Here is a 25258-nt window from a genome sequence, read left to right as displayed (position 1 = left end):
GTATAAGGAAATGTGTAGAATATAGATGGAAATTGGTAATAATTGCCGTCTCCGGCTTCGCGCTGGAGTGGATTGAAATCAGCAGGACTTCCGTCCGCCTTCGGCGGGGCCCCGTCTCCGGCTTCGCGCTGGAGTGGATTGAAATAAGGCAGATAGAAAAGAAACCAGCAAATGTACAGTCTCCGGCTTCGCGCTGGAGTGGATTGAAATACCTGATAACTACCATCAGAAGTAAACTGTGGAAGTCTCCGGCTTCGCGCTGGAGTGGATTGAAATAGCGGACTGTCAGAAGAACAGCAGCAATTGATCATGTCTCCGGCTTCGCGCTGGAGTGGATTGAAATTCCCGGGTTTCCCCATACTGAGGCAGCCACCATGTCTCCGGCTTCGCGCTGGAGTGGATTGAAATCCACGTTTCCCGCAGGTTACGGAATCTGCAACCAGTCTCCGGCATCGCGCTGGAGTGGATTGAAATACAACGTATGAGACAGGTTTTATATTTCAGTCTGGTCTCCGGCATCGCGCTGGAGTGGATTGAAATCTGATAAATCCGGTTCAGTTTAAATGCAATATTTGTCTCCGGCATCGCGCTGGAGTGGATTGAAATAAAGCTGTTGTCCCCTCTGCTTGTGCATGTATAGTCTCCGGCTTCGCACTGGAGTGGATTGAAATATGCAACATCTGCTTCTACTCTTGGACAATTAAGTCTCCGGCTTCAAGCCGAAGCAGATAGAAATGCTTGTAGGAATACAACCACAGTTTTGGGTATTGTCTTTAGCTTCACACCGAAGACAGTCACAATAGTATTAACACTAAATACACCGGACAAAATTCATACCTTGAAATTAACGTCCACTTAAATTAGAATCAAAACAAGATCACCTACAATTTATATTTACGTTTAATAAAGACATAAAGATAATAATCAGCACTGCAAATTCAAATTTTTATCGCATTTATGCATAAAAATCATCTTGCAAATGATTCCCCAACAATAATACATCCCAGGAGGTTTAAAGCGTTATAACGTGACCGGAATCTGTATACCAGAGAAACATTATATGGTAGACATATCACAAAAAGTAAAACAAATTGTAGAAGAATACATTGAACCAGGGTATTATTTTGCAATTAACAGAGGCAGGCAATACGGGAAAACCACAACGCTGTATCAGTTAGAAAAATATTTGCAGGATCAGTACATGATTATCAGTATCAGTTTTGAAGGCGCAGATGATTTATTTGATTCCAGAGAAAATTTTGTAAGAGGATTTGCGCAGCTGGTCACCAAAGAATTGGAAAATGAAAGTTTAGATGCTAATGTAATTGAACAATGGAATCATTATGAAGAAGATGAGCTGACTTTTCAGAACCTCGGCGATAAGATAAGCCGGTTATGTACGGATTCAGATAAGGAAATCATCCTTTTGATTGACGAAGTTGACAAAAGCTCAAGCAATCAGATATTTCTTTCTTTTCTCAGTTTACTTCGAGACAAATACCTGGACAGAGAAAAGGGAAAAGAGAATTTTTTTCATAACGTGATTCTTACGGGTGTTTACGACATAAAAAATTTAAAATTGAAGATCAGGCCGGATGCAGAGCATAGATATAACAGTCCATGGAATATTGCAGAAAGTTTTGATGTAGATATGTCCTTTTCGCCGAAAGAAATAGCTACAATGCTGGAAGAGTATGAGGCAGATTATAAATATGGAATGGATATAGACAAATTAAGTAATGAAATATATGCCTATACGTCCGGATATCCATACCTTGTATCACAAATCTGCAAATTGCTGGATGAATCAGTCTGGAAAAATAAAGATTTTGGTGACAGAGCCTCTGTGGGGTGCCCGGAAGGAGTAAGAGCTGCTGTTAAATATATGCTGATGAGCCGGAGTATACTATTTGATGATATTAACAAAAATCTTGACTTGTATCCTGACTTAAATGAGATGCTCCATCATATACTTCTGGGCGGAAAATCGTACCCGTTTTCGCTTGCGGATAATACAATTCAAATAGGCACAATGTTTGGATATTTGAAAGAAGAAGACTATAAAGTAGCCATAACAAACCGTATTTTTGAAACGTATCTGTATGATTTATTTTATCTCAATGAAACAAAGAACAGCAGGCTGGCAGATGCTGCGGCAGTTGAAAGAAACCAGTTTGCCGAAGTGGTCATATAGGAGGAACATGCGTTGATATACTTAGAAACAGAACGCCTTATTTTACGGGATTATACAAAGGATGATGCAGAAGAGTACAGCAGACTTATGGCAGACGATGAGGTGATGTATTATCTTCAGGATATCCAGCACCATTCCAGGGAGGAATCGGAGAAGTATTTTGCGGATATTCTGCAGGATATCCGGGGGAAAGACAGGTGCAGATATTTTCTGCACATGCAGAAAAAGGATACAAAAGAACAAATCGGCAGTATCGGATATACGGTCATGGATACAACACCTGTGGGAAAGCTGGTGCACCTGGGGTATTTTACATATCCGAAATTCTGGGGCTGCGGTTATGTGACAGAAGCGCTGGAAAAGGTGATGGACTTTGCTTTTTCAAAGGGCGGCGTATACCGCATCACCACCGGATGCCTCAAGGAAAACAGAGGCTCCGAGCGTGTTATGCAGAAATGCGGCATGATCAGGGAGGCAGAACATGTGGACTACGAATGGCATGACGGTAAAATGAAAACACGTATGGAATACCGCATGCTGAAAAGCGATTGGGAGAGTATCCCTTGCCGTGTAAAGCGTGCCTGCCGCAGGCATGAATGACGGAATGCGCTTTGGGGTATGCCTTAAGATTCCACAGGGGTCAGTCCCAGCAGGTCTACAAATGTATAGGACATCATAATAAACAGCCTGACATTGGCATTATCCAGATTAGTATGGATGATGCCGTTTATTTTTTTCAGTCTCTGGTACAGGGTGTTCCTGTGGATATAGAGTTTCTGCGCGGTCAGAACCGCATTTCCTCCGCAGTCCAGATAAGCCCTCAATGTTTCCAGAAGATTTGTTTTATTCTTAGAATCATATATATAAAGCTGCACTACACCGGGATGGCACAGATGTCTTCCGTCGATTCGGCTGGTGCCGTAGTGCATAAAATAGTGCAGCACATAGTCCTCAAAATCATAGCACCACTCATGAGGACTATATTTTTCTCCCATCTCAAGAGCTCCCAGAGTCTGTTTATAATAGCTGGAAAAAGTGCTGAAATCAAAGAAAATATAACTGATGCCGGCGTGAAATAATCCTTCCCTCAGGAAAATAGAGAGCATATGGACAGCATCCGTCTTGGTCAGGCGGGCCTGGTCCAGATTGATAACAGTGAGAAGATTGTCTTCAAAATAAAAGGCAAAGCTTTCAGGTATCTGTTTTTCAATATTTCCGCAGATGTTATTGTAGATAGAATTGATCTTGTCGAAACGGTTAGTCTGAAAGGTAACCAGCAGGTAATTGTCCCCGTTTTTCCAATTCATAGCCAGCAGATAGCGGTCTATCACGGCCTGTTCAATCTGCGTGTCGTACAGAAGCTCTTTCAGAAAATCCTCAAACCGCAGAGAATGTCCGGAGCTTAAATGATTTCTTCCCAGGGCAAGCCGCAGAATACCGGAAAAGTACAGGGCAAGCTGCCGGTGTACCCGGGTGAGAGGGCAGTTTGTCTCCATAACAGCCAGGGTCAAAGGGGAGCCGCTTCCCTCCACAGGGGCAAAAAGCGTATTGTATGCAAAATATTCCTCCGATACAAAACAAATATCAGAGGATTCAGAAGCTCTGCGGTATTCCGGAGAAGTCTTGATGGCATTGACTGTATCAATGGAGAGCATTTTGGAATCCGACCATTTGTCACACACCAGCTCCAGTTTCTCCAGGCGGGAATCCGCTTCCCCTAAAATGCAGTAATTTTTATCGAAAAGAATGAGAGGGTTTCCGAAGAGGGCCTCACCGATTTTCAGTATTTCCTGCAGAGGGGCGTTTTTCATGACAGCAGAACTGAGCCGTGTGTCAATCGCCTGGTATTTTAGGAAAACGGAATTAAGCGCATTGAACATGTCGCTGAATGTGCACTGTGCATCCCCTCGATTCAGTATCAGAATATCCGCGTCTGCTGTATCCGGCAAAAGCCCGGCTGTATTTCCCATGACAGCCAGTGTGATGCCAAAAGGGCAGCTAAAAGAATCCGAAATACTGTCTGCATCCACGGCATAACAGATTTCCGGCGACAGGGAGGATTGGGAATGGTACAGGCCGACACCCTGCAGGTTTGGCGCTGTAGTATCTGATTTTTTCCTGCCTGCCCGTCTGGGGGAGAAGGCAGATAATTCTTCTGCGATGATATCCAGATTGATTTTCATACGAATATACTCCTTTGTCAAAATATTATAATTTATGGCTCTATTTGTCAAGAAAAAGTATGGGCAGAGTGCCTATAAGGAGTGGAAAAACAGATACAGTCTGTACATTTTCTGAAAACATGGATTGTTATACAATAGAACTATAAAAGTAACTATTCAGCTGGCTGAATAGTTACCTATAAAAAGTTTTCGGAAGACAAAGGAGGAAACGATCATATGAATCTGCGGGAAAACGCTATGGCAATTTATAACAGGGAACAACCTGATTTTTACGGGGATTTGATGGATGCCGTCGTACTTGTGCCGGACCCTGTGCTCATGGGAGACATGTGCCCTCAGGATGGGCTGGAGCACAAGGATTCCTGGGGAACGGTCTATGTTTATAAGCCGGGTGCCCCCGGCCCTCATCCAAGGGTGAACAGTGAAAATGCTGTCATCAAGGATATTGAAAAATGGGAGGAGCAGCTCACCGTACCGGATCTGGATCATCTGGACTGGACGCTGGTGAAAGAGGAAGCGGCGAAAGTGGACCGCAGGGAAAAATTTGTGGGATTCATGTGCGCCGGAGGCCTTTTTGAGCGCTCTCACCATCTGATGGGAATGGAGGAGGCCCTGGTAAATTATCTGGAGTATCCGGATGAGATGGCAGCACTGCTCCGGGTGATTGCTGATTATAAAATAAAGTATATCAAGATGGTGGCAGAACAGATCCACCCTGACATAATCTTTTATCACGATGACTGGGGTTCCAAGCAAAATGTTTTTCTTCCGCCAAGGGTATGGCGCCAAATCATAAAACCTCTGCAGAAAGAGATCGCGGATACCATACATGCCTGCGGTATGATTTATATGCACCATGCGGACTGCATCTGCCAGCCCATTGTCACAGATATGGTGGAAATCGGCGTGGATATCTGGCAGGGTACGATCGCGCAGAATGATATTGTGGAAATCCAGAGAGTGACAGAGGGAAAGCTTGCTATGGTCGGAGGCATTGACGGCCCGAAAGTAGATATTGAGAATATCACGGAGGAGGAGATCAGGGCAGAGGTCAGAAGAGCGATTGATACCTATTGCCCGGGCGGAAGATTTTATCCATCCATACCAAACGGCATCTGCTTCAGGGAGTGGAATAACAGCATTGTCATGGATGAACTGCACTCCTACGGAAGAAAATATGCGCAGGAGCATCCGGTTGGAAAATATCCTGGCTGATCAGTCCGGCAGTATCCCGTAAGATACCGCGCATCAATATGGCGGAAGCGTGAAAGGCAAAAGAATAGAATACAGAAATGAAAAAAGGAAGCAGATTTTTATTTTCTGCTTCCTTTTGCACTATTATATTACCACAAAACAGGGTTTTTTTCAAGGCTTGTAATGGACTTTCTGCGACTGTATAATGAGCGTTACCATTCATATCCACTGTCCTGCCAAGTGTTTTTTGCCCAAAGTATGCAGAGACCGCGGCGGCCGGTGAGATATGGAACAGAATGTTCTGTGTCTGTGTATCGCGAAGCGCACTGCCGGGCACAGAGTGAGTAGTAATAAATGAGCAGCTATAGAAACCGGCCGGTAACTGTCTGGCCGGCTTAATAGTTCCGCCGGTTAAATGTTTTCAGGAAAGGACAGGTAGATAAGTCATGGAAAAACAGATTTTTGAACTGCTTACAGAAAAGAGGCAGAAGGATGAACTGGCTTTGCTGGACGCGTACAATCAGAAGACGGAAAAATTCGGGCTTACACTTACGGAGCAGGAGGCAAAAGAATTGATCGTAAGGCGAAATGAAAGTCTGAAAAAGTACGGCAGAGTTGAGTTCGGCAGGGGGATTTTAGACAAGATCGTCTATAACTTCTGCGATTCCCAATATGTCAGCCAAGATAATTATCTCGCTGTTCTCACCAGACTGCAGGACATCTTTTATCATTTTAAGAACGAGTCTCAGGATAAAATGACAGATGATGAGCTTTTGAATTTTATGAGGCAGCAGTTTGAATCTGTGTGCTTCGGGGACCTGGATTATCTGGAAGATACGTGCCTGGAACGCTTTGCAAAGGCTGTCAGAGAAGGCTATCAGGGGTTTACGGAAAGCGGTGGATTCGACGAATATGAATCACTCAGTGAGGAAAAAAGATGGGATGACGAACTCTATCAGTCTGTCCTGAGGGAGCTTTTCTGGGAGTAAAAAGAGGGTGTTATCTGTAATTTGGAAAGGGGAAAAAGCAAATGGAATACCAATTGGAAGAATTACTGCCGCTGACAGCACGGCTTGCGGAGAAATACACCTCCAAGGAGAGCAGTTCTGTGACGTATGAGACAGCGCAGATGCTGATGGAGGCAGTGCTCTATTGTGTGAGGGAATGCCGGGATACCTCAGAATATACATTAGTGTCCGAACATACAGTGAAAGCGGAAGATGCATATAGAATCGGCTATGACAGGGTAGTAGAAAAGACCCGCAAGGCAAAAGAAATCTACGATAAACTGATCAAAGATTTCTGTGATTACGGCTGCAGCAACTACAGGGAGACGATACTGAAAGGAATGCCTGCATTTTTTATTGCCTATGATGCCAGATTCAGGCCGCAGGACCATTTGCTCACACTGGATTATCCGACAGTGAATATTCACAGGGAAATGTGCGGAATTGATGTCATCTATCAGTATTTATGTGATATAGTAGTGGAGAAGGATTTTCTGGAATGTTTTCCGCAGCAGGCTGTGAGGCAGCTTCTGGAACGTGTTCAGAGAGGGAATAGTACTGGATATATGGGGAATCTCAGTGAATTGGTGCTCGTCACGGCATTTGGCTGCATGATAACGGACAGGCAGCTTTCACAGCTTCGGCTCTGCAGTCAGGATATGGAGGCAGCAGAACAATATTTCCGGGGGGATGATCTGCAGAGGACAGAGGGAAAACTGAGAATGCTGCTTCGGGTTCTTGCTGAAAAGTCCGGCAGACAGATATGGACTTCTTACTTTGACAGCCTGTGTCATGAATATGCTGTCCGGATTCAAAACGGCTTAGCCTACGGCAATCTGGAGACTGTATTTTTCGGATAGGAGACAATATGGAACGTAAGATAAAATATGCGCTTCCCTGGATCATTTATCTGGGGAGCCTGTTGGGATTCGTACTTGCCAGGTTTATCCTGCGGGGGATTGGGGTTGAGTTCAGATTGTGGGTGCAGGCCCTGTTCTGGGCGCTGGTTTTCCTTTTTCCGGCCCTGCTTATCGGATATTACCTGACCAGAATAAAGTATAAGGTGCTGGCTGTTGTACTGACAGTTATTTATGCTGTTTTGGCAGTGATTGTGTTTATAGGAGGCTTTGTTTACTTCCTGTTGACATCGCCCTCGGAGCATGATATCGGCCTGGGTATGATCTGCGTGGCAGAGCAGTCAGGTGGTTATACAACAGGCTATACCTATTGGGATAAGATATCTTTCTTCGGAAGAAGGCAGTTTGAATGGGACGAGGAGAGAGATATCAGGCTTCTTGAGGACAAATACGGAATGAAATTTGCGGAGAATTCCGGCGCGTATGTGACGGAAGAATATCCGCAGATCGCGGTACATATTTTAGGCTATCCCACCGTTTCCGGCAGCGGGCTTTCTGATGATTTTATAGAAAATATTGCGTGTGATTATTTTAAAAAGACCTATGAAGCGGAGGCGTTTCAGACAGAGTGGAGTGAAACAAAGGAGAACGGGACCGAAGGATACCATCTTATTGTGAAAAATGAATCGGAGATGAAGCAGGCGTCAAAAGAAGCTGCCGCTATGATTTCCGATGCCATGGAAGATTCCATATTTAAGAAATTTACCGGCGTTCTGCAGGTACAGATTGAGGTAAAAGAGAATAAAAGAATATGCAGTCTGTACTTCGGAGGTGAATCGGAATCTTCAGATCTGGAAAAGCGCGGTGATTATTATGCGGATGCCGAAAATACAGAGAAAACGCTGGCACAGACATACAATGAACTGCTGCAGTCCATGGAAGAGAGTGAAAGGATAGAGCAGATCACAGAAGACACGGAGGATGAAAATAAAAAATATTTTGACCGTATGGAGCGTTCCTATGACCTTCTGTATGAGAAAAAACTGTCAGAGCAGTATACGACATCAGAAAAAACGTACAATGCAAAAGGAAACTTTTACGCTATTTTGGGAGGCGATATTGCCGAGTACGAAAATGAGGCGGACAGGCCATACGAAGTGACGGTAGTGTATGACAGAGTTTCAGATGACGGGAAGTCTCTTCTGTTTGTGATGTATAAAAAGTATCATGAAAAATCGGATACAGCTACAGGGTATTCTGTTGATCTGGATGCGGAGAAGGTGGAGGAGTATGATGTTCCGTGGTTTTGATCATGATATTATACTGAAAAGGAGGACGTTAAATGAAATTAGAAATGCACACCCACACAGCAGAAGGAAGCCCCTGCGCCCGGATTTTAGCAAGGGAAGTGGTAAAGGCGTACAGTCAGACGGATTATGACGGTATAGTTATAACGAATCATTTTGACAATGACCTTTTAAAAGATTTCGGAAGTACAGACCGTGAGCGTATGGAGCGTTATCTTCTGGGATATGACACAGCATATGAGGCAGGCAGAGAGTGCGGACTAACGGTGATACTGGGAATTGAAATCCGGCTGGAGCCTTATGCCGAGGATTTCCTTATCTATGGGGCGGACAGAGAGTTTTTGTTTGCCCATCCCAATCTGTGCTTTTTTACACAGCAGGAATTGTATGAGTTATGCCATGAAAATGGAGCACTTCTGTATCAGGCACATCCATTCCGTCCACCATGCAGTCCGCAGAATCCTGCGTATCTGGACGGAGTGGAATTTAACCAACGACCGAATGGAAATAATCACAATGACCTACTGGAGAAATGGATCTGTGACCATCCTGATTTGAAACGGGTGTCCGGCAGTGATTTCCATGTTATGGACAATCTGGGATTTGGGGGCATTATACTGGAACAGCAGGTGAAGGATTCCGGAGAACTGGCAGATTATCTGAAACACCACAAACCACATCTGATCATAGAAGGGAAAGAAAGTTCATGAATAGAAAGAATATCTACATAAGAATGGCAGTACCGGAGGATGCCGGAACACTGCTTAAAATTTACGAGCCATATGTAAAAAATACCTGCATCACATTTGAATATCAGGTACCTTCTGTAGAGGAATTTACACAGAGGATCCGGGAAACCCTGAAAAAATATCCATACCTTATAGCAGAGCAGAATGGCGAAATCCTGGGCTATGCCTATGCATCACCTTTTAAGGGAAGGCCGGCTTATGACTGGGCTGTGGAGACAACGGTATATCTCAAGGTAAATGTAAGAGGAAATGGAATAGGCCGGCAGCTCTATACTGCTCTGGAGGATATTCTCAGAAGACAGAATATAACAAATGCCAACGCCTGCATTACATATCCGAATCCCGAGAGTATAGGATTCCATGAAAAAATGGGGTATCGGACAGTGGGACATTTTACGAAATGCGGATATAAGGGCGGACACTGGCTTGATGTGGTGTGGATGGAAAAATTCCTGCAGGAACATTCAGATAAACCGGGGGTGGTGATCCCGGTGGGGGAACTGCAGTTGTGAAAATCTCAGACAAAAACCTGTCGAAAAACTACATATCAAAGGGGGAACAAAAGCATGACAAGTGATGAAATCCTGTCAGAATTAAGAAAAATGAGTTCAGAAAAATACAAAGCAAATGTGGTGAAACTGGGCATACCGGAGGCGTGCAGCATAGGCGTATCCACTGCGGATGTGAGAAAACTTGCAAAAAAGGCGGGCAAAGACAATGCTCTGGCTCATGAATTGTGGAACACAGGTTACCATGAGGCGAGGCTGCTTGCCGTATTGGTAATTGACAAAAAGAAGTTTACACTGCAGGAGGGAGAGGCATTCATGCATGATGTCATCTCCTGGGATCTGTGCGACCATCTGTGCAAGAATCTGCTGATCAAACTGAAAGGATACGAGGATCTCATTGAAAAATGGTGCGACGCGGAGGCAGTATACGTCAAACGCGCTGCCTATACCCTTATGGCATCCGCTGCCATCCATGAAAAGAATCCGGAAAACGAGACACTGGACCATTACCTTTCCCTCATCCGCACATACTCGGATGATGAGAGAGAGCATGTGAAAAAATCCGTATCCTGGGCATTGAGAGAGATCGGAAAAAGAGATTTTGATTACCAGGAAAAAGCAGTGCTGCTGGCCCATGAGCTGATAGAAAACGGAGACAAGGCCCAGAAATGGATAGGAAAAGATGCCCTGAAAGAATTGGAAAAGCTGGTCAAAGTGGAGGGGCGCAGCCGTCTGATCGCTTCCGATTCAAAGATGGGGAAGGAAAACGCAGCGCCTCTTCCGGCACAGCAGCTTTAGTCGTCTGCTTTAGACTGATAAGCGATAAGTACAATATCCTTATCCGTCTCTTTATTTAATCTGTTCTGAAGCTCATTGATTTCAGAGACACAGTCCTCTGAAATAGAAGCTACCTGATAATCATTTTCCATTTGTGATCACCTCCATGCATATAGTTTGCGGAGAATGTGATAAATTATAACAAATGCGGAATGAAATTTACAATATTTTTTGAAGCACATGCCTTGGCAGGCCGCCGTATAGACGGGTGGTCTTTACAATCTCATAGCCACTATTCAGCATATTGTTCAGACTGAAACGATTGTCAGGATGTACGGTTGCCAGAAGCCGGTTCCTCAAAACAGGGGAGCCGGCAAGAACCTCCTCAGCTTTATGAAGCATGCGGGACTGAAGGCGGTTTCCCTGATATGCCGGATGCACCACCGCCATATCCATATGAACGGTTTTCTCCAGTTCTTCTTTCGTATAGCCAAGTAAGTGACCGAGGTTTTCCTCTGCAAGCCCCGGGAATTTTATAAGAAAAAATCCTGCCAGGGAAGACTGGGAGATAGGTTCTGCGACAATGGTAAAGCCGCATGTCTCAATGTGTTTTTTCATATATTCTTCACAGTCGGAACAGAACCACTCCGGGTGTTCCATGGCCTTCTGAGCTTCGGCCATCACCTGCATAATGGCAGGAATATCACGGTAATCTGCTTTTCTTATTTGAAACTCCATTTCATTTTCCTTTCTGCGCAGCCTCTCAATCCCATCTGCAGGGCAAAATGCCTGTAAAATATAAAAAATATGTGAGGGCCAGCATATCCGCGCTTCCGCCCGGACTGATATGATTTCGTACAAAATGATCATCCAGCCGGGGAAGAACGGCAAGCTGTTCTTCGTAAGAGGCATGTTCTAAGAATCGTTTTAATTCTCTCCGGATTTTCGCCGCTGTTTCATAGCCGGAGCGGGTGATCAGATTGGAATCTTCTGTCTCTGCCATATAGTGCAGAAGTGTGATGCATCCCGCCTCATTCAGGGAACCGCCATGGGCCAGTACCCGGAGAAAGAGGGGATATCCCATGTGAAAGAGGGATGGGAAACCAAGATGAGCCTCCCCGCGGATTCCGGTGATGCCATACTGTCTGTACAGCCGCTCTCCGTGGCTTGCGGCATGGGAGGTGTCAAGCCTCTGAAAGTCATCCGGAAGATGAACCAGCATCTGCCGCACTGTGGTTTCCAGATGGGGAAAGGCCTCCCCGGGATTGGCGTATTTCAGGCGGAAAGAGCCGCCCGCGTCTCTGGAAACCATATCATAGCCAAGCGCACAGCAGAGAATGCCCCCGGAAAAGATCATGCCTTTATGGGTGTTGACCCCGCCCGTAGCCTGTTTCATAGCCGTCTCCGCAGCTATGCCCAGGGGACGGATGGATGCGAACAGCTCCGGCAGGTCCTCCTCCTTTCCCTCCTTAAGGGCGAATTCCATCCCCTGCCTGGTCACCTCAATAAAATAAGAAGTAAGAGCATAGGCACTGTCACGGAAGGTGTACCGGTCCATATCTGTGTGCGCACCGTTGTGCATAAGGTCTACAAGGCCGGGCTTTAAAGTGGTATTGACCTCATAAAAAAGCGCTTTCTGCATCAGCAGTCCGATATGGACGGAAAAACGTTCCACAAAAAAATCTCTCATAAAAGAAATCTCCCGCTCCACCAGCTCCTGAGCTGTATGTGTCCGGGAGCGTCCGCACAGAAAGGCAGGTCTGTCACAGAGCAGACAGGTGCGCCCGGCATATCCGAGGGATTCCCTGGAGACTTTAGTTCCGTCAGGCATCAGCACGTCAATGTCAAAGAGACGTCCGAGAGGATGGGTTTCCTCCAGTTTTGTGAGATGTGTTTTACATATACGGGCAAGACCGGACTCCTTTTTAACAGAAAAGAATGCCTCATATCCTGTAACTTCCCGAACCTCCCGAAAAGCGGTGATATCCGCTTCCAGCCAGAGAAGGCATTCCCGGATGGCTTCCAGACCTGCTTCAAAGGCCAGAATGGTATAGGGGAAGACCTTGATTGGCCCTACAATATTCAATGTAAAGCTGATCAGGGCAGTGTTATCACGCTGTATATCTTTCAGCATTTCTCTTTGAATGGCTGCCCGCCGTTCTCTGGCATCCAGCACCTGATCCAGGGTAATGGGAGTGCCGGAGCATAAATCTGTATGGTTCATGACTGTCTCTCCAATAGTTGTTTTCTGAGGGCAATCCCCTCCTGTGATACCAGATAGCGGTAAGTATTGTCCGGCACCAGTGGACGAAGGGATTCCATATGACCTGCCAGGAATTTCTCCCGGACAAGGGTTGCACTGATAATTGTATCTCCGCATGTCTTCCGTGGAATTTCCACAACCTCGATCCCACAGGCCGGAAGGGTCTGCTTCATCTGTTCATTATACGCTCTTGTGACCGGGGAAAAGGGTTCCTCCCCAACAAAACGTTTTTTAATATGAAAGGCATCTCTGAAATAGTCTGCAAAAATTTTCAAATCCAGCTCCGCGGCTTTGTCCGAAGCCCCTGCCTTATCCTTCAGGAAATAGTCGGGAAAGGTGGCATGGGAGATGAGATATTCGGAACTGCCGTGGACCATGACATTTTCAAGATCCCTGCATCCCTCCCTGACAAGGCGAAGCCTGACATCAGCGGGAAACTCCGAAGCGTCAGCGGAGAGCACAAAGACATGGAGCACGTCAGACGCCTGTGCCGCGGTTTCGATCAGATAACGGTGCCCCCTGGTGAAGGGATTGGCATTCATGACAATGGCACCCGCGTCTTTGCAGGGAGGGAGAGGAAATTTGGCAAGCTCCTCCTTCAGATAATGGGAGATACCATCCTTTCTGTTCTCCAGCAGCAGCATGGTATCTGTTTCCGTTATGGGGTAGAAGCCCATATCCTCAAAAACAACCCGGTATTTTGGTTTGGTAAATAAAAACAGATGCGGAATGCCGCAGGTATAAGCCTGTTTGATAAGCTGTGTGACGATTCGCTGCAGAAGCCCTTCCCCCTGATAAGTTTCATCCACAGCAATGCATTTCAAAATATTTTCATGTCTGGAACCGCAGCCTATGATCTCCCCGTCCCCCCTGCACAGCAGGACAGAGTAGATGATCTGCGCGTCATAGGTCAGGCCGCTTTTTTCCAGAAACTGTTCCATTTTTTTTCTCTTTCGGCCCCGGAAGGGAAAGCCCTCCTCCAGGTAGCTGTTTGCCAGTTCCATAGTAAAACCTCCTGTCTGTTACTCATTATTTAAGAAAAAACCATTTCCGTCAAGAGTTTCTTGGAAAATAGACAAAAAACCAGAGGGATTTCAACGGTTTTTCAACGGAAGTGATATACAATAGACTCATCAGACAATGGACAGACTGAAAAACGCACAAAGAGGCGCAAAAGATATAAGAAAAAAGCAGGAGAGGGTGAATAGAATGCTGCTCAGATGTATGATCAACGGAGAACAGGTAGAGAAAGAGACAGAGCCGACAAAACGTCTGCTCGATTTTCTGCGTGAGGACTGCGGACTGACCGGTGTGAAGGAGGGCTGCAGTGAGGGTGAATGCGGTGCCTGTACGGTACTGCTGGACAGAAAAGCTGTGACAAGCTGTACGGTTTTTGCAGGCCAGGTCATGGACCGGGAAATCACCACCATTGAGGGCCTGGAGCAAAACGGTGAGCTGGACGCGCTGCAGAAGGCGTTTATCCGGATGGGAGCTATCCAGTGCGGTTTCTGCACACCGGGTATGATATTGTCCTGTAAGGCACTGCTCTATGAGAATCCCCACCCCACAGTGGAGGAAATCAAGAGAGCCATCGAGGGAAATCTGTGCCGCTGTACAGGGTATGAGAAAATCGTGAAGGCTGTGAATGCCGTGGGAGAGGGGGAAATCAAGTGAGTTTCCGAATACCGCAAAATCTGGATGAACTGGCTGCTGCCCTCAGGGAAAAAGATGAGAATACTTATCTCTGCGCAGGGGGAACAGACCTTGTCATCCACTTGAGAAAAGAAAAAAAATTTCATTATTCATTGATTGACCTGACACATCTGCCGGAGCTGTCACAGATCACAGAGACAGAGGATTCCGTGATCATCGGCGCAGGTGTCACCATGACAGAGCTGGAACAGTGTCCCCTTGTCAGGACATGGATACCGGCTCTTTCTAAGGCCGCATCCATGGTAGGCTCCACCCAGATCAGGAACCGGGCCACCCTGGGAGGAAATGTGGCAAACGCATCCCAGAGTTCAGATACTACCCCGGTGCTGCTTGCCTATGGCGCAGAGGCAGAGATTCTGGACGGGACAGGTGCAGTGACAAAACGTCTGGTGGATGATTTTGTGGAAGGCCTGGAGAAGACCACCCTGGGAGAAAGAGAAGTCATCCTTAAGTTTATTGTGAAGAAACAGCATGTGCTTTCAGCATTTGCAAAAGTAGGTGCCAGAAAAGCAGTTACCATTTCAAAGATAAACGGCTGTATCTGTACAGAGATAAAAGAAGGATGTATGATGCACCCTGTGGTATATCTGGGGGCCGTGGGCGCAAAAGCGGGCCGTGCCCGTCTGATTGAAGCGTGCCTGGAGGGACAGACACTTTCCGGCTGTGACGAGGAAAAGATTCGGGATGCCGTGTACGCCCAGATAGAGGAGAATATTCCGAACCGGCCGTCAAAGCATTATAAAAAATCAGCCGCTTTCGGGGTTATTGACCAGATACTGGATGACCTTCGCAGGGCAGAAGAGGAGGTGGGCAGATAATGGATACAAATAAAAGCGATTTGAAATATGTGGGAAAGAGCTATATCCGTGAGGATGTGTATGACAAGGCCAGGGGAAAGACAAAGTACACCTGTGACAGGCAGATTGCCGGCATGCTCTATGCCAAGCTGGTTCTGAGTGAAAAAGCCAATGCGGATATTTCAATCCGTACGGAGAAGGCAAAACAGGTACCGGGCGTCCGGGCAGTGTTTACCCATGCGAATGTGCCGAAAATACCTTACAACCCGCACAACTGGTCTGCCTGTCTGGATGCTCCCATGGACCAGTATATTTTAAGCGAAAAGGCCCGTTATGTGGGAGACCATCTGGCCCTTGTCGTAGGGGAAACCAAGGCAGCCGTGGAGGAGGCAGTCAGTCTGGTGGAGATTGATTATGATGAAGCTGCCCCCGTCATCGGCCTTAATGCTGCCAGGAAAACAGAGGGTATGCTTGCATTTGAAAAAGAGGTTAGCTGCGGGGATTATGAGGCGCTTACCGGAGATGGGGAAGCAAAAGATGAGCTGATCGTGGTGAGCACAGAGGGAAGTACCCAGAAAATCCACCACAGCGCCATCGAACCCCATATTGCACTGAGTGAGATTGACGAGAACGGCAATCTGGTACTCTGGACCCCGTGCCAGACGGTTTACCAGGTCAGATACCATATCAGCCATCTGCTGGGCATCCCTTATACAAAGGTCCGTGTTATAAAAGCTGTGATGGGCGGTTCTTTTGGAGGAAAGGGGCAGACCGTGGTGGAGCCGGCCTGTGCATTTGCCACATGGATACTGAGATGTCCGGTCATGCTGTATATGGACAGGCAGGATGCAGTCATGGGAACCAGAAGCAGAAATGCCACGGAAACCCGTGTAAAAACAGCGGTTACCAGAGATGGCGTCATTAGAGGACGCAGAATAGATGCGGATATTGACGGAGGTGCCTATTATACCAATGCTTCGGCAATTGCCATGGCGTACTGTAAAAAACTGTTCCGCATGTATCATGTTGAGAACCAGACCTGCCATGTGCGGACCTTCTATACAAATACCATTTCCGGGGGCGCCTGCAGAGGCTACGGTTCTCCCCAGGCTCATGCTGTCACGGAGGTAAATCTGGACCAGGCAGCAAATGCCATCGGTATGGACCCTTGTGAACTCAGGCTGAAAAACATTGTACATCCTATGGATGATGACCCCACAGGGGGAACGAATCTGGGAAATGCCAGGATAGAGGAATGTATCCGGAAAGGCATGGAGGCCTTTTCCTGGAAAGAAAAAAGAGAACATATCCATGAGAAGGATACCAGACGGTATGCGTATGGAGTAGGCATGGCCTGCGGTGCCCATGGAAATGGCTATAAGGGCGCGTATCCGGAGTTTACAAATGTGACCATATCCCTGCATCCGGACGGAACCGTGGAGGTGCAGATCGGAATCCATGACCAGGGCTGCGGAACGGTTATGACCATGCAGCAGATAGCAGCAGAAGCGCTGCATATGGATGTATACCGGATCAAGATCCACGAGGCCGACACTTTTATCACCCCATATGACGCGGCGGGAACACAGGCCAGCCGTGTCACCTATGTGTGCGGACGGGCAGTGCAGAAGGCAGGAGAACAGCTTCTGGACAAAATGAAACAGGCTTGTGTGGAGATGTATCAATGGGATCAGGACAAGATAGAGGCCGATGACGGAATCCTTCGCTGCGAAAAGGAGGAGAAGTCTTATAAACAAATAGCGCTTGACTATGAACTTAAGTGCTGCCGTTACATGCACACAGAGCTGGAATACGAGCCGCCGTCCAACCCGGGAACTTACTGCTGTGCCTTTGCTGAGGTGCGGGTGGATAAGTATACGGGGCAGACAGAGGTGCTGGACCTGCTCTGTGTACATGATGTGGGACAGGTCATGAACCGGACGCTGTCTGAAGGCCAGGTGGAGGGTGGTGCCCAGATGAGTCTGGGGCAGGCTCTTTTTGAAGAGATTTCCTATGATGCAAAGGGAAGGGTCAAGACCAAAAACTTCTCCAAGTATCATATTATCAATGCGCCGGATATGCCAAAGGTGCGCTCCATCTTTGTGGAGGATGGGGAGCCGGATGGCCCATACGGAGGAAAGAGTTTGGGAGAAATCGCAGCCGTGGCACCGGCGCCGGCAGTGGCCAATGCCATAAACTACGCGCTGGGGAGCTGTTTTGCAAGTTATCCCATCACACCGGAGAAGGTAGTGGCATATCTGGAAGAGAAACGTAAGGAGGGCAATTAACATGCAGGAGAAGGTAATTCGGCTGACCGGAAGTGAGCTGACGATTTCCCAGATCAAGGAAATCGCATTTGAAAATGCAAAAGTGGAAGTGGATGCAGAAGCCATGGACAAGGTCAGGAAAGCCAGAGAGCTGATTTTTGAGCTGGATAAACGCGGTGTTGCAGTTTACGGGCTGAATACAGGTGTGGGCTGGAACAAGGACAAGGTGGTGTATGCAGACCGATACGACGCCTACAACAAGAATCTTTTGAGAAGCCATATGATCGGTGTGGGGCCGGAGTGCAGCATTCCGGAGACAAGAACCATCATGGCTGTCCGTTTGAACGGTTTTCTCTGCGGTCACACAGGTGTGGCCCCGGAGATTGTGCAGTATTATGTGGAATTTTTAAACAGAGGCGTCCATCCGGTCATGAAGAGCCGGGGCAGCGTGGGGGAAGCAGATATCGCAACCCTTCCCGCCATTGGACTGACAGCCATCGGGGAAGGCGAAGCTTATTACCAGAACCAGCGCATGGAAAGTGCGAAAGCGCTGGAGCTGGCAGGTTTGGAGCCGCTGAAGCTGGGACCAAAAGACGGCCTGGGCATTGTCTCCTCCAATGCCCAGGGAGCCGCTTTCGCAGCCATGGGAGTCATTGAGGCGGAACAGTTTATTGAGCGTTACAGAAGGGTATTCTGCCTGGCGCTTGAGGGGCTGAACGGCGTGCTTGACCCCATGGACGAGAGCGTGAACCGGGAGAGGGGCTATCAGGGCCAGATAGAATCAGCCAGAAAATGTAAGGAGCTCTTAAAGGGCAGTTATCTGGAAAAACCCTGGGAGGGCAGAGCCCTTCAGGACCCATTGAGCTTCCGGTGCCAGAGCGCCATCACAGGTTCTGTGATGGATGCCCTGGGCTACCTGAAACAGCAGCTTAGTGTGGAGTTAAATGCCACAGATGACAATCCATGCCTGCTTCCTGAGGAGGACAGAATGTGCGGAAGCCCTAACTTTGAACCGCTTACCTGGGTACTGGCTGTGGAGATGGCGAGCACGGGACTGGCACATATGTCAAAGATGATCTCCCAGCAGATTTTAAGGATCGGTGACCCGGGCTTTACAAAGCTGAACCGTTTCCTGACACCTGTGGAGGGCGCGGTCATTGCCTACGGAACCATTCAGAAGACCGTGTCTTATCTGGATACGGAGAACCGCATGTATGCCAATCCATGTTCCCTTGATTTCCTGAGCATGGCAGGCCATATAGAGGATACCGCAAGCAATTCCACCATGGCAGCGGCAAATATGCGCAGGATCATTGACAACCTGTACTACATGGCAGCCATTGAGCTGATGCATGCAGCCCAGGCCGTGGATTTAAGAGAGAATCCCATGCTTGGGGAGGGGACAAAGCCATTGTTTGAGTCCTACAGGAAAGTGGTCCCCTATCTGGACAATGACAGGAACATGTCGGTGGACATCCAGAAGACTTATGAGTTCCTGAAATCTTATAAGACAGAGTAAATAAGACTGCAGTAAAGCGGAAAGACCAATCCGCATTACATAAGCGGCTGTCCGGTCATATACCGGGGAGCCGCGGGAAAAAATTATATCACCAGGAGGGTATTCTATGAGTGGAGAAAAGAAACAACAAAAAGCTGTTCGATGGAGTGTGTTTATTCCTGCGTTCATTATCATCGGCGGCGGAGCACTTCTGGGAATCCTGAAAAATGAGTGGCTGACGGAAGTCTGCTCAGCTATTTTCGGATGGTCCCTGAAGAGCTTTGGATGGCTGTATCAGCTGGTAGCTATTTTCTGTCTGGTTGTGGTAATGATACTTACATTTTCCAAACTGGGCAAGGTCAGGTTCGGAGGCCGCAATGCCAAGGCAAAGCACTCCTTTGGTTCATGGTTCGCCATGACGCTGACAGGCGGTATCGCTACAGGATGTATCGTGTACGGTGCCAATGAGGTAATGATTTATTACGGCAGTATTTACGGGGAACTGGGAGGCTACGGCATTGAGCCGCTGACCCAGGAGGCTGCCATGTTCGGTATGGGCCGTGTGTTCTACAACTGGACATTTATCCCTTACGCAATGTACTCCATCGTTGGATGTGCAATGGCTTACATTTATTTCAACAAGAAGGAAGAACTGTCTGTGGCAGCTTCCCTGACTCCTCTCTTTGGACAGAGAGTCAAATACGGTGTACTGAGAAGCATCATCGACGTAATTTCCATCGTGGCTCTGGCACTGGGACTTTCCAGTAACCTGGGTATGGGACTGGCTCTGATCGGCTCCGGTCTGGAGGCAGCTTACGGTATCAAGCAGGGACCGGTTGTGTGGATCACCTTGTTCGTGATCATTACGGCCACCTTTACCATTGCCTCTGTGGCTGGCCTTGATAAAGGTATCAAGTGGCTGGCGAACGGAACTTCCAAGATCTTCTATGTGCTTCTTGTATTCCTGCTGATCGCAGGACCGACGGTGTACATACTGAACATGATGAATACAGGTATCGGATACTGGGGCGACCACTTCCTCTCATGGGGACTTGACCCCGGAAATGTAGGCGGTGAGGCACTGGTTACCTGGTGGACCATGTTTGACTGGGCGTGCTGGATCGCTTATGCGCCGCTGATGGCTATCTTCTTTGCTATGATTTCCTACGGAAGAACCATTCGCCAGTTCATGATCGTAAACTGGATCATGCCGTCTACCTTTGGCCTTATCTGGTTCTCCGTATGGAGCGGAACTGCACTCAACTGGCAGGATATCGGAAAGGCGGATTTGATTGGGGCGATCCAGAACGGCATTGCGGTGTCCGGTCTGTGGGAGCTGCTTAAGAAGATGCCGATCAGTTTTATCCTCATTCCTCTTATCATGATCACCATGATAGCGGCGTTCTCAACCACGGCGGATACCATGTCCACCACCATCTCCCAGATTTGTACGGAGGGTTCCAGCTACGATGAGGAGCCTGCAAACTGGCAGAAGATCGTATGGGGCGTTTCTATCGGTATCATTTCCGTGATCATGGTAATCTTCGGCGGAGGACAGCAGGGCGTGGAAGGCGTGAAATATCTGTCGGGTGTAGGCGGATTCTGCGTACTGCCTATCTTCATCCTGCAGCTTGCGTCCACCTTTAAGATTTTCTTTATTGATAAGATCATTGAGGATGTGGATGATGTGGTCGATGTGGAGCCTCAGGTGCTTGAGGAACATGCAAAAGCCTGAACTTGAGTTTTTGTCTGCTGCTTTACAGATAAGATTTTTTGCGGTATAGTTTAAAGGATAGGAGTAGTGAGCGTATGAAAAAAGAACCGGAAAGAGTGGAGATGGATCTCCAGAAGATATTTTTGACACCGCCTAACACCATGAAAGAAAAGATAACGCTGGTGATCATGATGGTTGTCGTATTTGTGATGTTTTTCGGGCCGGTTACATTTACGGAAATATCTCCCGTAAAAGGGATTATTTTATCAGCATTTCCCGCCCTTACAATTTCCTGGGGCTGGATGGTGCTTTTAAGAAGCCTGTTTCGGAAGAGGGAATTCTGTAAGAACCCTGAGCCGAAGGCAAAGAAAGGGGAAAAACGTCATGAATGCCAGTATCACTGTAAGAAACGCTGAGCAGTATCAGACTTCTGTCTGGTCAGGAGGAACCACAACACAGCTCTTTATCTATCCTGAGGATGGGGATTACAAGGAGGGCACCTTTCAGGCACGCATCAGCAGTGCCACAGTGGAACTGCAGAAATCCAGTTTCACAAGCCTTCCCGGAGTAAAACGCTATCTGATGACTCTGAAGGGACATCTGGATATGATTCACGGTGTCAACACCAAAGCAGAGCTGGAGCCATATGAGGTAGACTGCTTTGACGGAGGTGTGCCCACAGTCAGCTACGGGAAAGTGACAGATTTTAACCTGATGCTGAAAAACGGCGCGGACGGCAGGATGGAGGCCGCTATACTGGAGGCCGGACAGTCCTGTATGCTGGAGCCGGAAGGCATGTTTGACCTGCTGGCTGTCTACGTGGGTGAGGGATGTATCTGTGTTTCAGATCATACGGTGAAAGAGGGCGAACTGCTTCTGTGCCAAAACTGGGAAGAAGCGCTTGCCGTACAGAGTACGGGTGATACCGCCGCAAAACTCGGTATCTGTAAAGTAAAAAAAGCAGAATAAAGATGATCGGCAGCAGGGCCGCCGCTTTGGTGAATTTCCGAAGCGGCGGCCTTTTTGCTTTACTTTATGTCGGATTTTGTATAAAATGGAGTGCAGAAGCAACAGGTTTTTCGGAAAGGAGAAAATTGTGTCAACAGTTCAGATATATGTGTTACAGACACCGCAGATTTTACTGGATGGGGAACAGGTCATACTGCCTTATAAGAAGGCAGAGGCGCTTCTGTTCTATATGGCCATTGAGAAAAAGGCCACAAGGGACCAGATTGCGGCCCTTCTCTGGGATTCCTGTGATGAGGCCACCGCAAAGAAGAATCTGAGGCATGCACTGTACACCATTCGCAAAATATTTCATACAGATCTTGTCTCCTCACCGACAAGGCAGACCCTGGAGCTGAATCCGGAACTTATGTTTCTTGTGGATTACGATGCATTCATGGAAAAAAGAGATCCGTCTCTCTACCGGGAGGAGCTTCTGGGCGGATTTTATATAAAAAATGCGTACCCTTACGAAGAATGGCTGACCATGAAAAGAGGGCTGGCAAAAGAGGCATTTTTGAGAGCCATTTATGAGAAGATGCAGAGCGAAGCAGATCTGTCCGTGGCGGAAGGGGAAACCCTGTTCGAGCGCTATGTACAGGAGGACCCTTTAGACGAGCGGGTATATCTGCGCATGATGGAGATATATGAGAGTGCGCATCTTTACTACAAGGGCATCCGCCTGTACCAGCAGCTTGTGAATCTGCTGAATACAGAGCTCAGGGTGGCGCCCCGCAGGGAAATACGGGAACTTTACAGGAAGCTTCTCCACGTCTGGTCAGAGGAGGGGGAGAAGGAGGAGGAACATTCAGGGGAAGTATGTACAGGCCGCGAGCGCGAACTGCAGCTTCTCCAGGCCTCATACCGTCAGTTCTTGTCCGGTTCGCCCACCTCTGTTCTGCTTTCCGGCAAAAGCGGTGTGGGCAAAACTTATCTGGCAGAGCGGTTCCTGGAAGAGATCACAGGGGAAAACACAGTCATTTTACGGGCCGTCTGTCTGGAAAATGAACAGAATATCGTGCTTCAGCCATGGAATACCATTATGATGCAGGTAAATTCTCTTCTGAAAAAGCAGGATTTTGCTCTGGACAAAAAATATCTGCAGGCAGCAGAGCTTTTGTTTCCGCTTTTCGATACCCAGGATGTGAAAGAACCGGTATTGGGTGATACCACGATTTCCTACAGCTACCGGGCAACCAGGAATCTGCTCATAAAATTATTTGAGGAGATCGGGGAACAGGTGCTGGTGGTACTTTTTTTCGATAATATACAGTTTATGGATGAGACGAGCCTGGAATTTCTCTCCCTGCTCATACGGGCCAAGAATCCCAATATTATGGTACTGGCCACCAGTCCCTGTATCTTTACCCAGCCTTTGCGGACAGCCCTGAAGCCTCTTTTGAAGGAGGAATGTCTTCAGGAGATCACGCTGTTTCCCTTTACCAGGGAGGCTGTCAGAAAAATTCTGGCAGGGAGACTGGGGGAGGAGCGGGTCAGCGAAGAGTTTTTAGACACTATTTACAGCGAGACATCCGGAAATGCCCTGTATCTGAAGACGCTGCTGGACTGCTGCGGGGACGGAAGGCTGGAGGCCGGTGATATCACGCCTCTGAACCAGGTGTGGGAGCAGAAGATGGCAGCCCTGCAGAAAAAGACAAGACAGGTGCTGGAACTCATATCCTCCTGCCAGGCCTGGGCGGATATGGATGCCTGCATGCAGATTCTTAAATGTGATGAGATGGAGATCCTGGATGCTGTGGATGAACTGAAGGAGCAGGGATTTATAAAAGAACAGCAGGACAGTGAGAAAGTGCGGTTCTTTTTCTGCCATGACAGCATACAGAAGTTTGTACATACAAAAATGTCCCCCTCCAAACGCCGTGTATTCCACAGAAAACTGGCAGAATATATTGAGGGGCTGCCGCTCTATGAAGCCAACAGATACGAGCGTCTGATTTACCACTATACTCTCTGCGGGGACAGGGAGAAGGCGCTGGAGTACAGGATTCGGGCACTGACAGAATATTCTTACAGGTATTATGAGCTGTATCCTCTCTTCCCTGCCGGAGGGAAAAAGGAAGTGCAGATGGATTCCGTGCTGGATTACTGCAGGCAGCTTGAGGAAGAACTTCTGGAGCTGAGTCAGAGAAATCCTCAGAAGGAGTCATATCTGAAGCTGCATGTGAGCCTTATGCAGGCTACAGCCCAATACTGCATTCCTCAGGGATATTACGAGGAGGGGGCACAGTATATTGAAAAGGCCCTGAAGTCCAATGTCCTTGCAGGAGATGACCCGGCAGAAAAGATCAGATGTCTGCGTTTTCTCATATATCAGCAGACCAATTTGTGGAAGGTAGAGCACACGGAAGAGTATCTGGAGGAAAGCCTTGTGCTGGCAAAAAAGAACGGACTGCAGGAGGATTATGCCATAACCTGCCGTCTCTATGGACTCTATCTGTCTATGAAGGGCAGGTTTGAGGAGGGGATGGAGTATCTGGTAAAATCCCTGGAATTTTTTAAGAATGCTCCGCTTAAGTCCAGAATTTATGCGCTGAATATTGCTGCGTGCTATAATTACATGGGCGAAATACGGAGAAAACAGAGGGATTTTGAGGAGGCAAACAGATATTACAGACAGGCGGTTGCCACCTGCGACAGCAACCACTGTCCCTGCAACGCCACGTTCTATTCCAATATGGGGCGCTCCTATCTGGCAATGGGGAAGACGAGACAGAGCGAGGAAGCTCTTTATCAGGCAGACCGTGTGTACGAGGAGTCCTTTACCCTTATCGGGCGTTCCATTACCAAAGGGTATCTGGCGGTTTTGGAGGCAGAAAAGGGAAATAAGGCGGAAGCGGTCCGGTATCTGGAGGAAGCCATGAAGAGCGCGCACCAGTTTGCCTCACCCTATGCGAAAGGGCTTCTGGCACTGACTGAGGCAGAACTGCTGGTACGTTTTCCGGAGGATTTCAGGGATATCCTGACAGAGCCTGTGGAGGTGTACAAAGAGAGGGCAAGACGGTGTCTGGAGGAAATACCGGGGGCCTATGAAATCCGCTGGCTGGAGGATATTTGAAAAATTCGACGAAATTAAGGCAAAAATAGTTGATAATTCACAAAATTTTAATAGTTTCGGCGTCTTCTTCGACGCTTTCTTGACTAACTGTATGGTAAAGTCTATATAAAGATTCGATGTAATAAACAGGAAAAGGAGAAGATGAGAG

The 25258-nt window shown here is 47.6% G+C and carries 22 protein-coding genes and 1 CRISPR repeat array; of the genes, 17 read left to right on the top strand and 5 right to left on the bottom strand.

What is annotated here, in order from left to right; translation table 11 throughout:
* Positions 1 to 47 precede the first annotated feature (47 nt).
* A CRISPR array of direct repeats spans positions 48 to 671; the repeat unit is 32 nt; unit sequence GTCTCCGGCATCGCGCTGGAGTGGATTGAAAT.
* A gap of 389 nt (positions 672 to 1060) precedes the next feature.
* Both V8Q34_RS08235 and V8Q34_RS08230 read left to right on the top strand, forming a co-directional pair.
* Positions 1061 to 2194, top strand: a complete 1134-nt coding sequence (locus V8Q34_RS08235; RefSeq protein ID WP_335835215.1) for an AAA-like domain-containing protein — start codon at positions 1061 to 1063, stop codon at positions 2192 to 2194.
* A 12-nt stretch (positions 2195 to 2206) separates the two neighbouring features.
* Positions 2207 to 2794 carry a GNAT family N-acetyltransferase gene (locus V8Q34_RS08230; protein WP_335835214.1) on the top strand — a complete coding sequence of 196 codons (588 nt, stop codon included), beginning with the start codon at positions 2207 to 2209 and terminating at the stop codon, positions 2792 to 2794.
* A gap of 23 nt (positions 2795 to 2817) precedes the next feature.
* Here the strand turns inward: V8Q34_RS08230 and V8Q34_RS08225 are convergent, their stop codons facing one another.
* Positions 2818 to 4377 carry a PucR family transcriptional regulator gene (locus V8Q34_RS08225; RefSeq protein WP_227246988.1) on the bottom strand — a complete coding sequence of 520 codons (1560 nt, stop codon included), beginning with the start codon at positions 4375 to 4377 and terminating at the stop codon, positions 2818 to 2820.
* Positions 4378 to 4593: 216 nt separating this feature from the next.
* On the opposite strand from V8Q34_RS08225, the gene V8Q34_RS08220 reads away from it, so the two are divergent.
* The 7 genes from V8Q34_RS08220 (at position 4594) to V8Q34_RS08190 (ending at position 10798) form a co-directional block, all read left to right on the top strand.
* The gene (locus tag V8Q34_RS08220; protein ID WP_335835213.1) at positions 4594 to 5592 is read left to right on the top strand and encodes a uroporphyrinogen decarboxylase family protein; all 999 of its coding nucleotides are present in this window, start codon (positions 4594 to 4596) and stop codon (positions 5590 to 5592) included.
* Between the two features lie 425 nt (positions 5593 to 6017).
* Positions 6018 to 6560, top strand: coding sequence for a DUF6323 family protein (locus V8Q34_RS08215; RefSeq protein ID WP_148393591.1), 543 nt, complete (start codon positions 6018 to 6020; stop codon positions 6558 to 6560).
* 41 nt (positions 6561 to 6601) lie between these two features.
* The gene (locus V8Q34_RS08210) at positions 6602 to 7438 is read left to right on the top strand and encodes a DUF6179 domain-containing protein (protein ID WP_335835212.1); all 837 of its coding nucleotides are present in this window, start codon (positions 6602 to 6604) and stop codon (positions 7436 to 7438) included.
* Between the two features lie 8 nt (positions 7439 to 7446).
* Positions 7447 to 8745 (top strand): hypothetical protein, encoded by a 1299-nt coding sequence (locus tag V8Q34_RS08205; RefSeq protein WP_335835211.1) that lies wholly within the window; start codon positions 7447 to 7449, stop codon positions 8743 to 8745.
* Positions 8746 to 8777: 32 nt separating this feature from the next.
* On the top strand, positions 8778 to 9452 hold the full coding sequence (locus V8Q34_RS08200; protein WP_227210036.1) for a PHP domain-containing protein: 675 nt from the start codon (positions 8778 to 8780) through the stop codon (positions 9450 to 9452).
* Positions 9449 to 10003 (top strand): GNAT family N-acetyltransferase, encoded by a 555-nt coding sequence (locus V8Q34_RS08195; RefSeq protein WP_335835210.1) that lies wholly within the window; start codon positions 9449 to 9451, stop codon positions 10001 to 10003. The genes V8Q34_RS08200 and V8Q34_RS08195 overlap by 4 nt, the downstream gene beginning before the upstream one ends.
* A 54-nt stretch (positions 10004 to 10057) precedes the next feature.
* Complete coding sequence (locus V8Q34_RS08190) at positions 10058 to 10798, top strand: DNA alkylation repair protein (protein ID WP_335835209.1); 741 nt, start codon at positions 10058 to 10060, stop codon at positions 10796 to 10798.
* Here the strand turns inward: V8Q34_RS08190 and V8Q34_RS08185 are convergent.
* The 4 genes from V8Q34_RS08185 to citC form a co-directional block, all read right to left on the bottom strand.
* Positions 10795 to 10929 carry a hypothetical protein gene (locus tag V8Q34_RS08185; protein ID WP_255611251.1) on the bottom strand — a complete coding sequence of 45 codons (135 nt, stop codon included), beginning with the start codon at positions 10927 to 10929 and terminating at the stop codon, positions 10795 to 10797. The genes V8Q34_RS08190 and V8Q34_RS08185 overlap by 4 nt on opposite strands.
* 67 nt (positions 10930 to 10996) lie before the next feature.
* Positions 10997 to 11515 (bottom strand): GNAT family N-acetyltransferase, encoded by a 519-nt coding sequence (locus V8Q34_RS08180; RefSeq protein ID WP_033143922.1) that lies wholly within the window; start codon positions 11513 to 11515, stop codon positions 10997 to 10999.
* A gap of 25 nt (positions 11516 to 11540) precedes the next feature.
* Complete coding sequence (gene citX / locus V8Q34_RS08175; protein ID WP_335835208.1) at positions 11541 to 13001, bottom strand: citrate lyase holo-[acyl-carrier protein] synthase; 1461 nt, start codon at positions 12999 to 13001, stop codon at positions 11541 to 11543.
* The gene (gene citC, locus V8Q34_RS08170; RefSeq protein WP_335835207.1) at positions 12998 to 14044 is read right to left on the bottom strand and encodes a [citrate (pro-3S)-lyase] ligase; all 1047 of its coding nucleotides are present in this window, start codon (positions 14042 to 14044) and stop codon (positions 12998 to 13000) included. Before citC ends, citX begins: the two co-directional genes overlap by 4 nt.
* Before the next feature lie 205 nt (positions 14045 to 14249).
* On the opposite strand from citC, the gene V8Q34_RS08165 reads away from it, so the two are divergent.
* From V8Q34_RS08165 to V8Q34_RS08130, 8 genes are all read left to right on the top strand, one after another.
* A complete protein-coding gene (locus tag V8Q34_RS08165) occupies positions 14250 to 14714 on the top strand; it encodes a (2Fe-2S)-binding protein (RefSeq protein WP_033143933.1) in 465 nt (154 codons plus the stop codon).
* A complete protein-coding gene (locus tag V8Q34_RS08160; RefSeq protein ID WP_244806605.1) occupies positions 14711 to 15571 on the top strand; it encodes an FAD binding domain-containing protein in 861 nt (286 codons plus the stop codon). The genes V8Q34_RS08165 and V8Q34_RS08160 overlap by 4 nt, the downstream gene beginning before the upstream one ends.
* Positions 15571 to 17838: a xanthine dehydrogenase family protein molybdopterin-binding subunit gene (locus tag V8Q34_RS08155; RefSeq protein WP_335835206.1), complete on the top strand. Its 2268-nt coding sequence runs from the start codon at positions 15571 to 15573 to the stop codon at positions 17836 to 17838. The genes V8Q34_RS08160 and V8Q34_RS08155 overlap by 1 nt, the downstream gene beginning before the upstream one ends.
* A gap of 1 nt (position 17839) precedes the next feature.
* Entirely contained in the window at positions 17840 to 19336 is a 1497-nt protein-coding gene (locus V8Q34_RS08150; protein ID WP_033143927.1) for an HAL/PAL/TAL family ammonia-lyase, read from the top strand.
* 106 nt (positions 19337 to 19442) lie between these two features.
* A complete protein-coding gene (locus tag V8Q34_RS08145; protein WP_054353703.1) occupies positions 19443 to 21050 on the top strand; it encodes a BCCT family transporter in 1608 nt (535 codons plus the stop codon).
* A 74-nt stretch (positions 21051 to 21124) separates the two neighbouring features.
* Complete coding sequence (locus tag V8Q34_RS08140; protein ID WP_033143993.1) at positions 21125 to 21445, top strand: hypothetical protein; 321 nt, start codon at positions 21125 to 21127, stop codon at positions 21443 to 21445.
* Positions 21414 to 21998 carry a HutD family protein gene (locus tag V8Q34_RS08135; RefSeq protein WP_033143992.1) on the top strand — a complete coding sequence of 195 codons (585 nt, stop codon included), beginning with the start codon at positions 21414 to 21416 and terminating at the stop codon, positions 21996 to 21998. The genes V8Q34_RS08140 and V8Q34_RS08135 overlap by 32 nt, the downstream gene beginning before the upstream one ends.
* A 127-nt stretch (positions 21999 to 22125) precedes the next feature.
* Positions 22126 to 25110, top strand: coding sequence for an AAA family ATPase (locus tag V8Q34_RS08130; protein WP_335835205.1), 2985 nt, complete (start codon positions 22126 to 22128; stop codon positions 25108 to 25110).
* Positions 25111 to 25258: the final 148 nt, after the last annotated feature.

Origin of the sequence: Blautia sp. JLR.GB0024 (assembly GCF_037000545.1) — a bacterium.
Lineage (GTDB): Bacteria > Bacillota > Clostridia > Lachnospirales > Lachnospiraceae > Blautia > Blautia celeris.
Note: the sequence above shows the minus strand (reverse complement) of the source record. Positions and strands in the feature narration are given on the sequence as shown.

Coding starts and splice junctions, on each gene's coding strand:
- citC (WP_335835207.1), bottom strand. CDS start 14,044: ATGGAACTGGCAAACAGCTACCTGGAGGAGGGCTTTCCCTTCCGGGGC.
- V8Q34_RS08145 (WP_054353703.1), top strand. CDS start 19,443: ATGAGTGGAGAAAAGAAACAACAAAAAGCTGTTCGATGGAGTGTGTTT.
- V8Q34_RS08165 (WP_033143933.1), top strand. CDS start 14,250: ATGCTGCTCAGATGTATGATCAACGGAGAACAGGTAGAGAAAGAGACA.
- V8Q34_RS08225 (WP_227246988.1), bottom strand. CDS start 4,377: ATGAAAATCAATCTGGATATCATCGCAGAAGAATTATCTGCCTTCTCC.
- V8Q34_RS08180 (WP_033143922.1), bottom strand. CDS start 11,515: ATGGAGTTTCAAATAAGAAAAGCAGATTACCGTGATATTCCTGCCATT.
- citX (WP_335835208.1), bottom strand. CDS start 13,001: ATGAACCATACAGATTTATGCTCCGGCACTCCCATTACCCTGGATCAG.
- V8Q34_RS08185 (WP_255611251.1), bottom strand. CDS start 10,929: ATGGAAAATGATTATCAGGTAGCTTCTATTTCAGAGGACTGTGTCTCT.
- V8Q34_RS08220 (WP_335835213.1), top strand. CDS start 4,594: ATGAATCTGCGGGAAAACGCTATGGCAATTTATAACAGGGAACAACCT.
- V8Q34_RS08135 (WP_033143992.1), top strand. CDS start 21,414: ATGAATGCCAGTATCACTGTAAGAAACGCTGAGCAGTATCAGACTTCT.
- V8Q34_RS08140 (WP_033143993.1), top strand. CDS start 21,125: ATGAAAAAAGAACCGGAAAGAGTGGAGATGGATCTCCAGAAGATATTT.
- V8Q34_RS08210 (WP_335835212.1), top strand. CDS start 6,602: ATGGAATACCAATTGGAAGAATTACTGCCGCTGACAGCACGGCTTGCG.
- V8Q34_RS08195 (WP_335835210.1), top strand. CDS start 9,449: ATGAATAGAAAGAATATCTACATAAGAATGGCAGTACCGGAGGATGCC.
- V8Q34_RS08235 (WP_335835215.1), top strand. CDS start 1,061: ATGGTAGACATATCACAAAAAGTAAAACAAATTGTAGAAGAATACATT.
- V8Q34_RS08200 (WP_227210036.1), top strand. CDS start 8,778: ATGAAATTAGAAATGCACACCCACACAGCAGAAGGAAGCCCCTGCGCC.
- V8Q34_RS08155 (WP_335835206.1), top strand. CDS start 15,571: ATGGATACAAATAAAAGCGATTTGAAATATGTGGGAAAGAGCTATATC.
- V8Q34_RS08205 (WP_335835211.1), top strand. CDS start 7,447: ATGGAACGTAAGATAAAATATGCGCTTCCCTGGATCATTTATCTGGGG.
- V8Q34_RS08190 (WP_335835209.1), top strand. CDS start 10,058: ATGACAAGTGATGAAATCCTGTCAGAATTAAGAAAAATGAGTTCAGAA.
- V8Q34_RS08150 (WP_033143927.1), top strand. CDS start 17,840: ATGCAGGAGAAGGTAATTCGGCTGACCGGAAGTGAGCTGACGATTTCC.
- V8Q34_RS08215 (WP_148393591.1), top strand. CDS start 6,018: ATGGAAAAACAGATTTTTGAACTGCTTACAGAAAAGAGGCAGAAGGAT.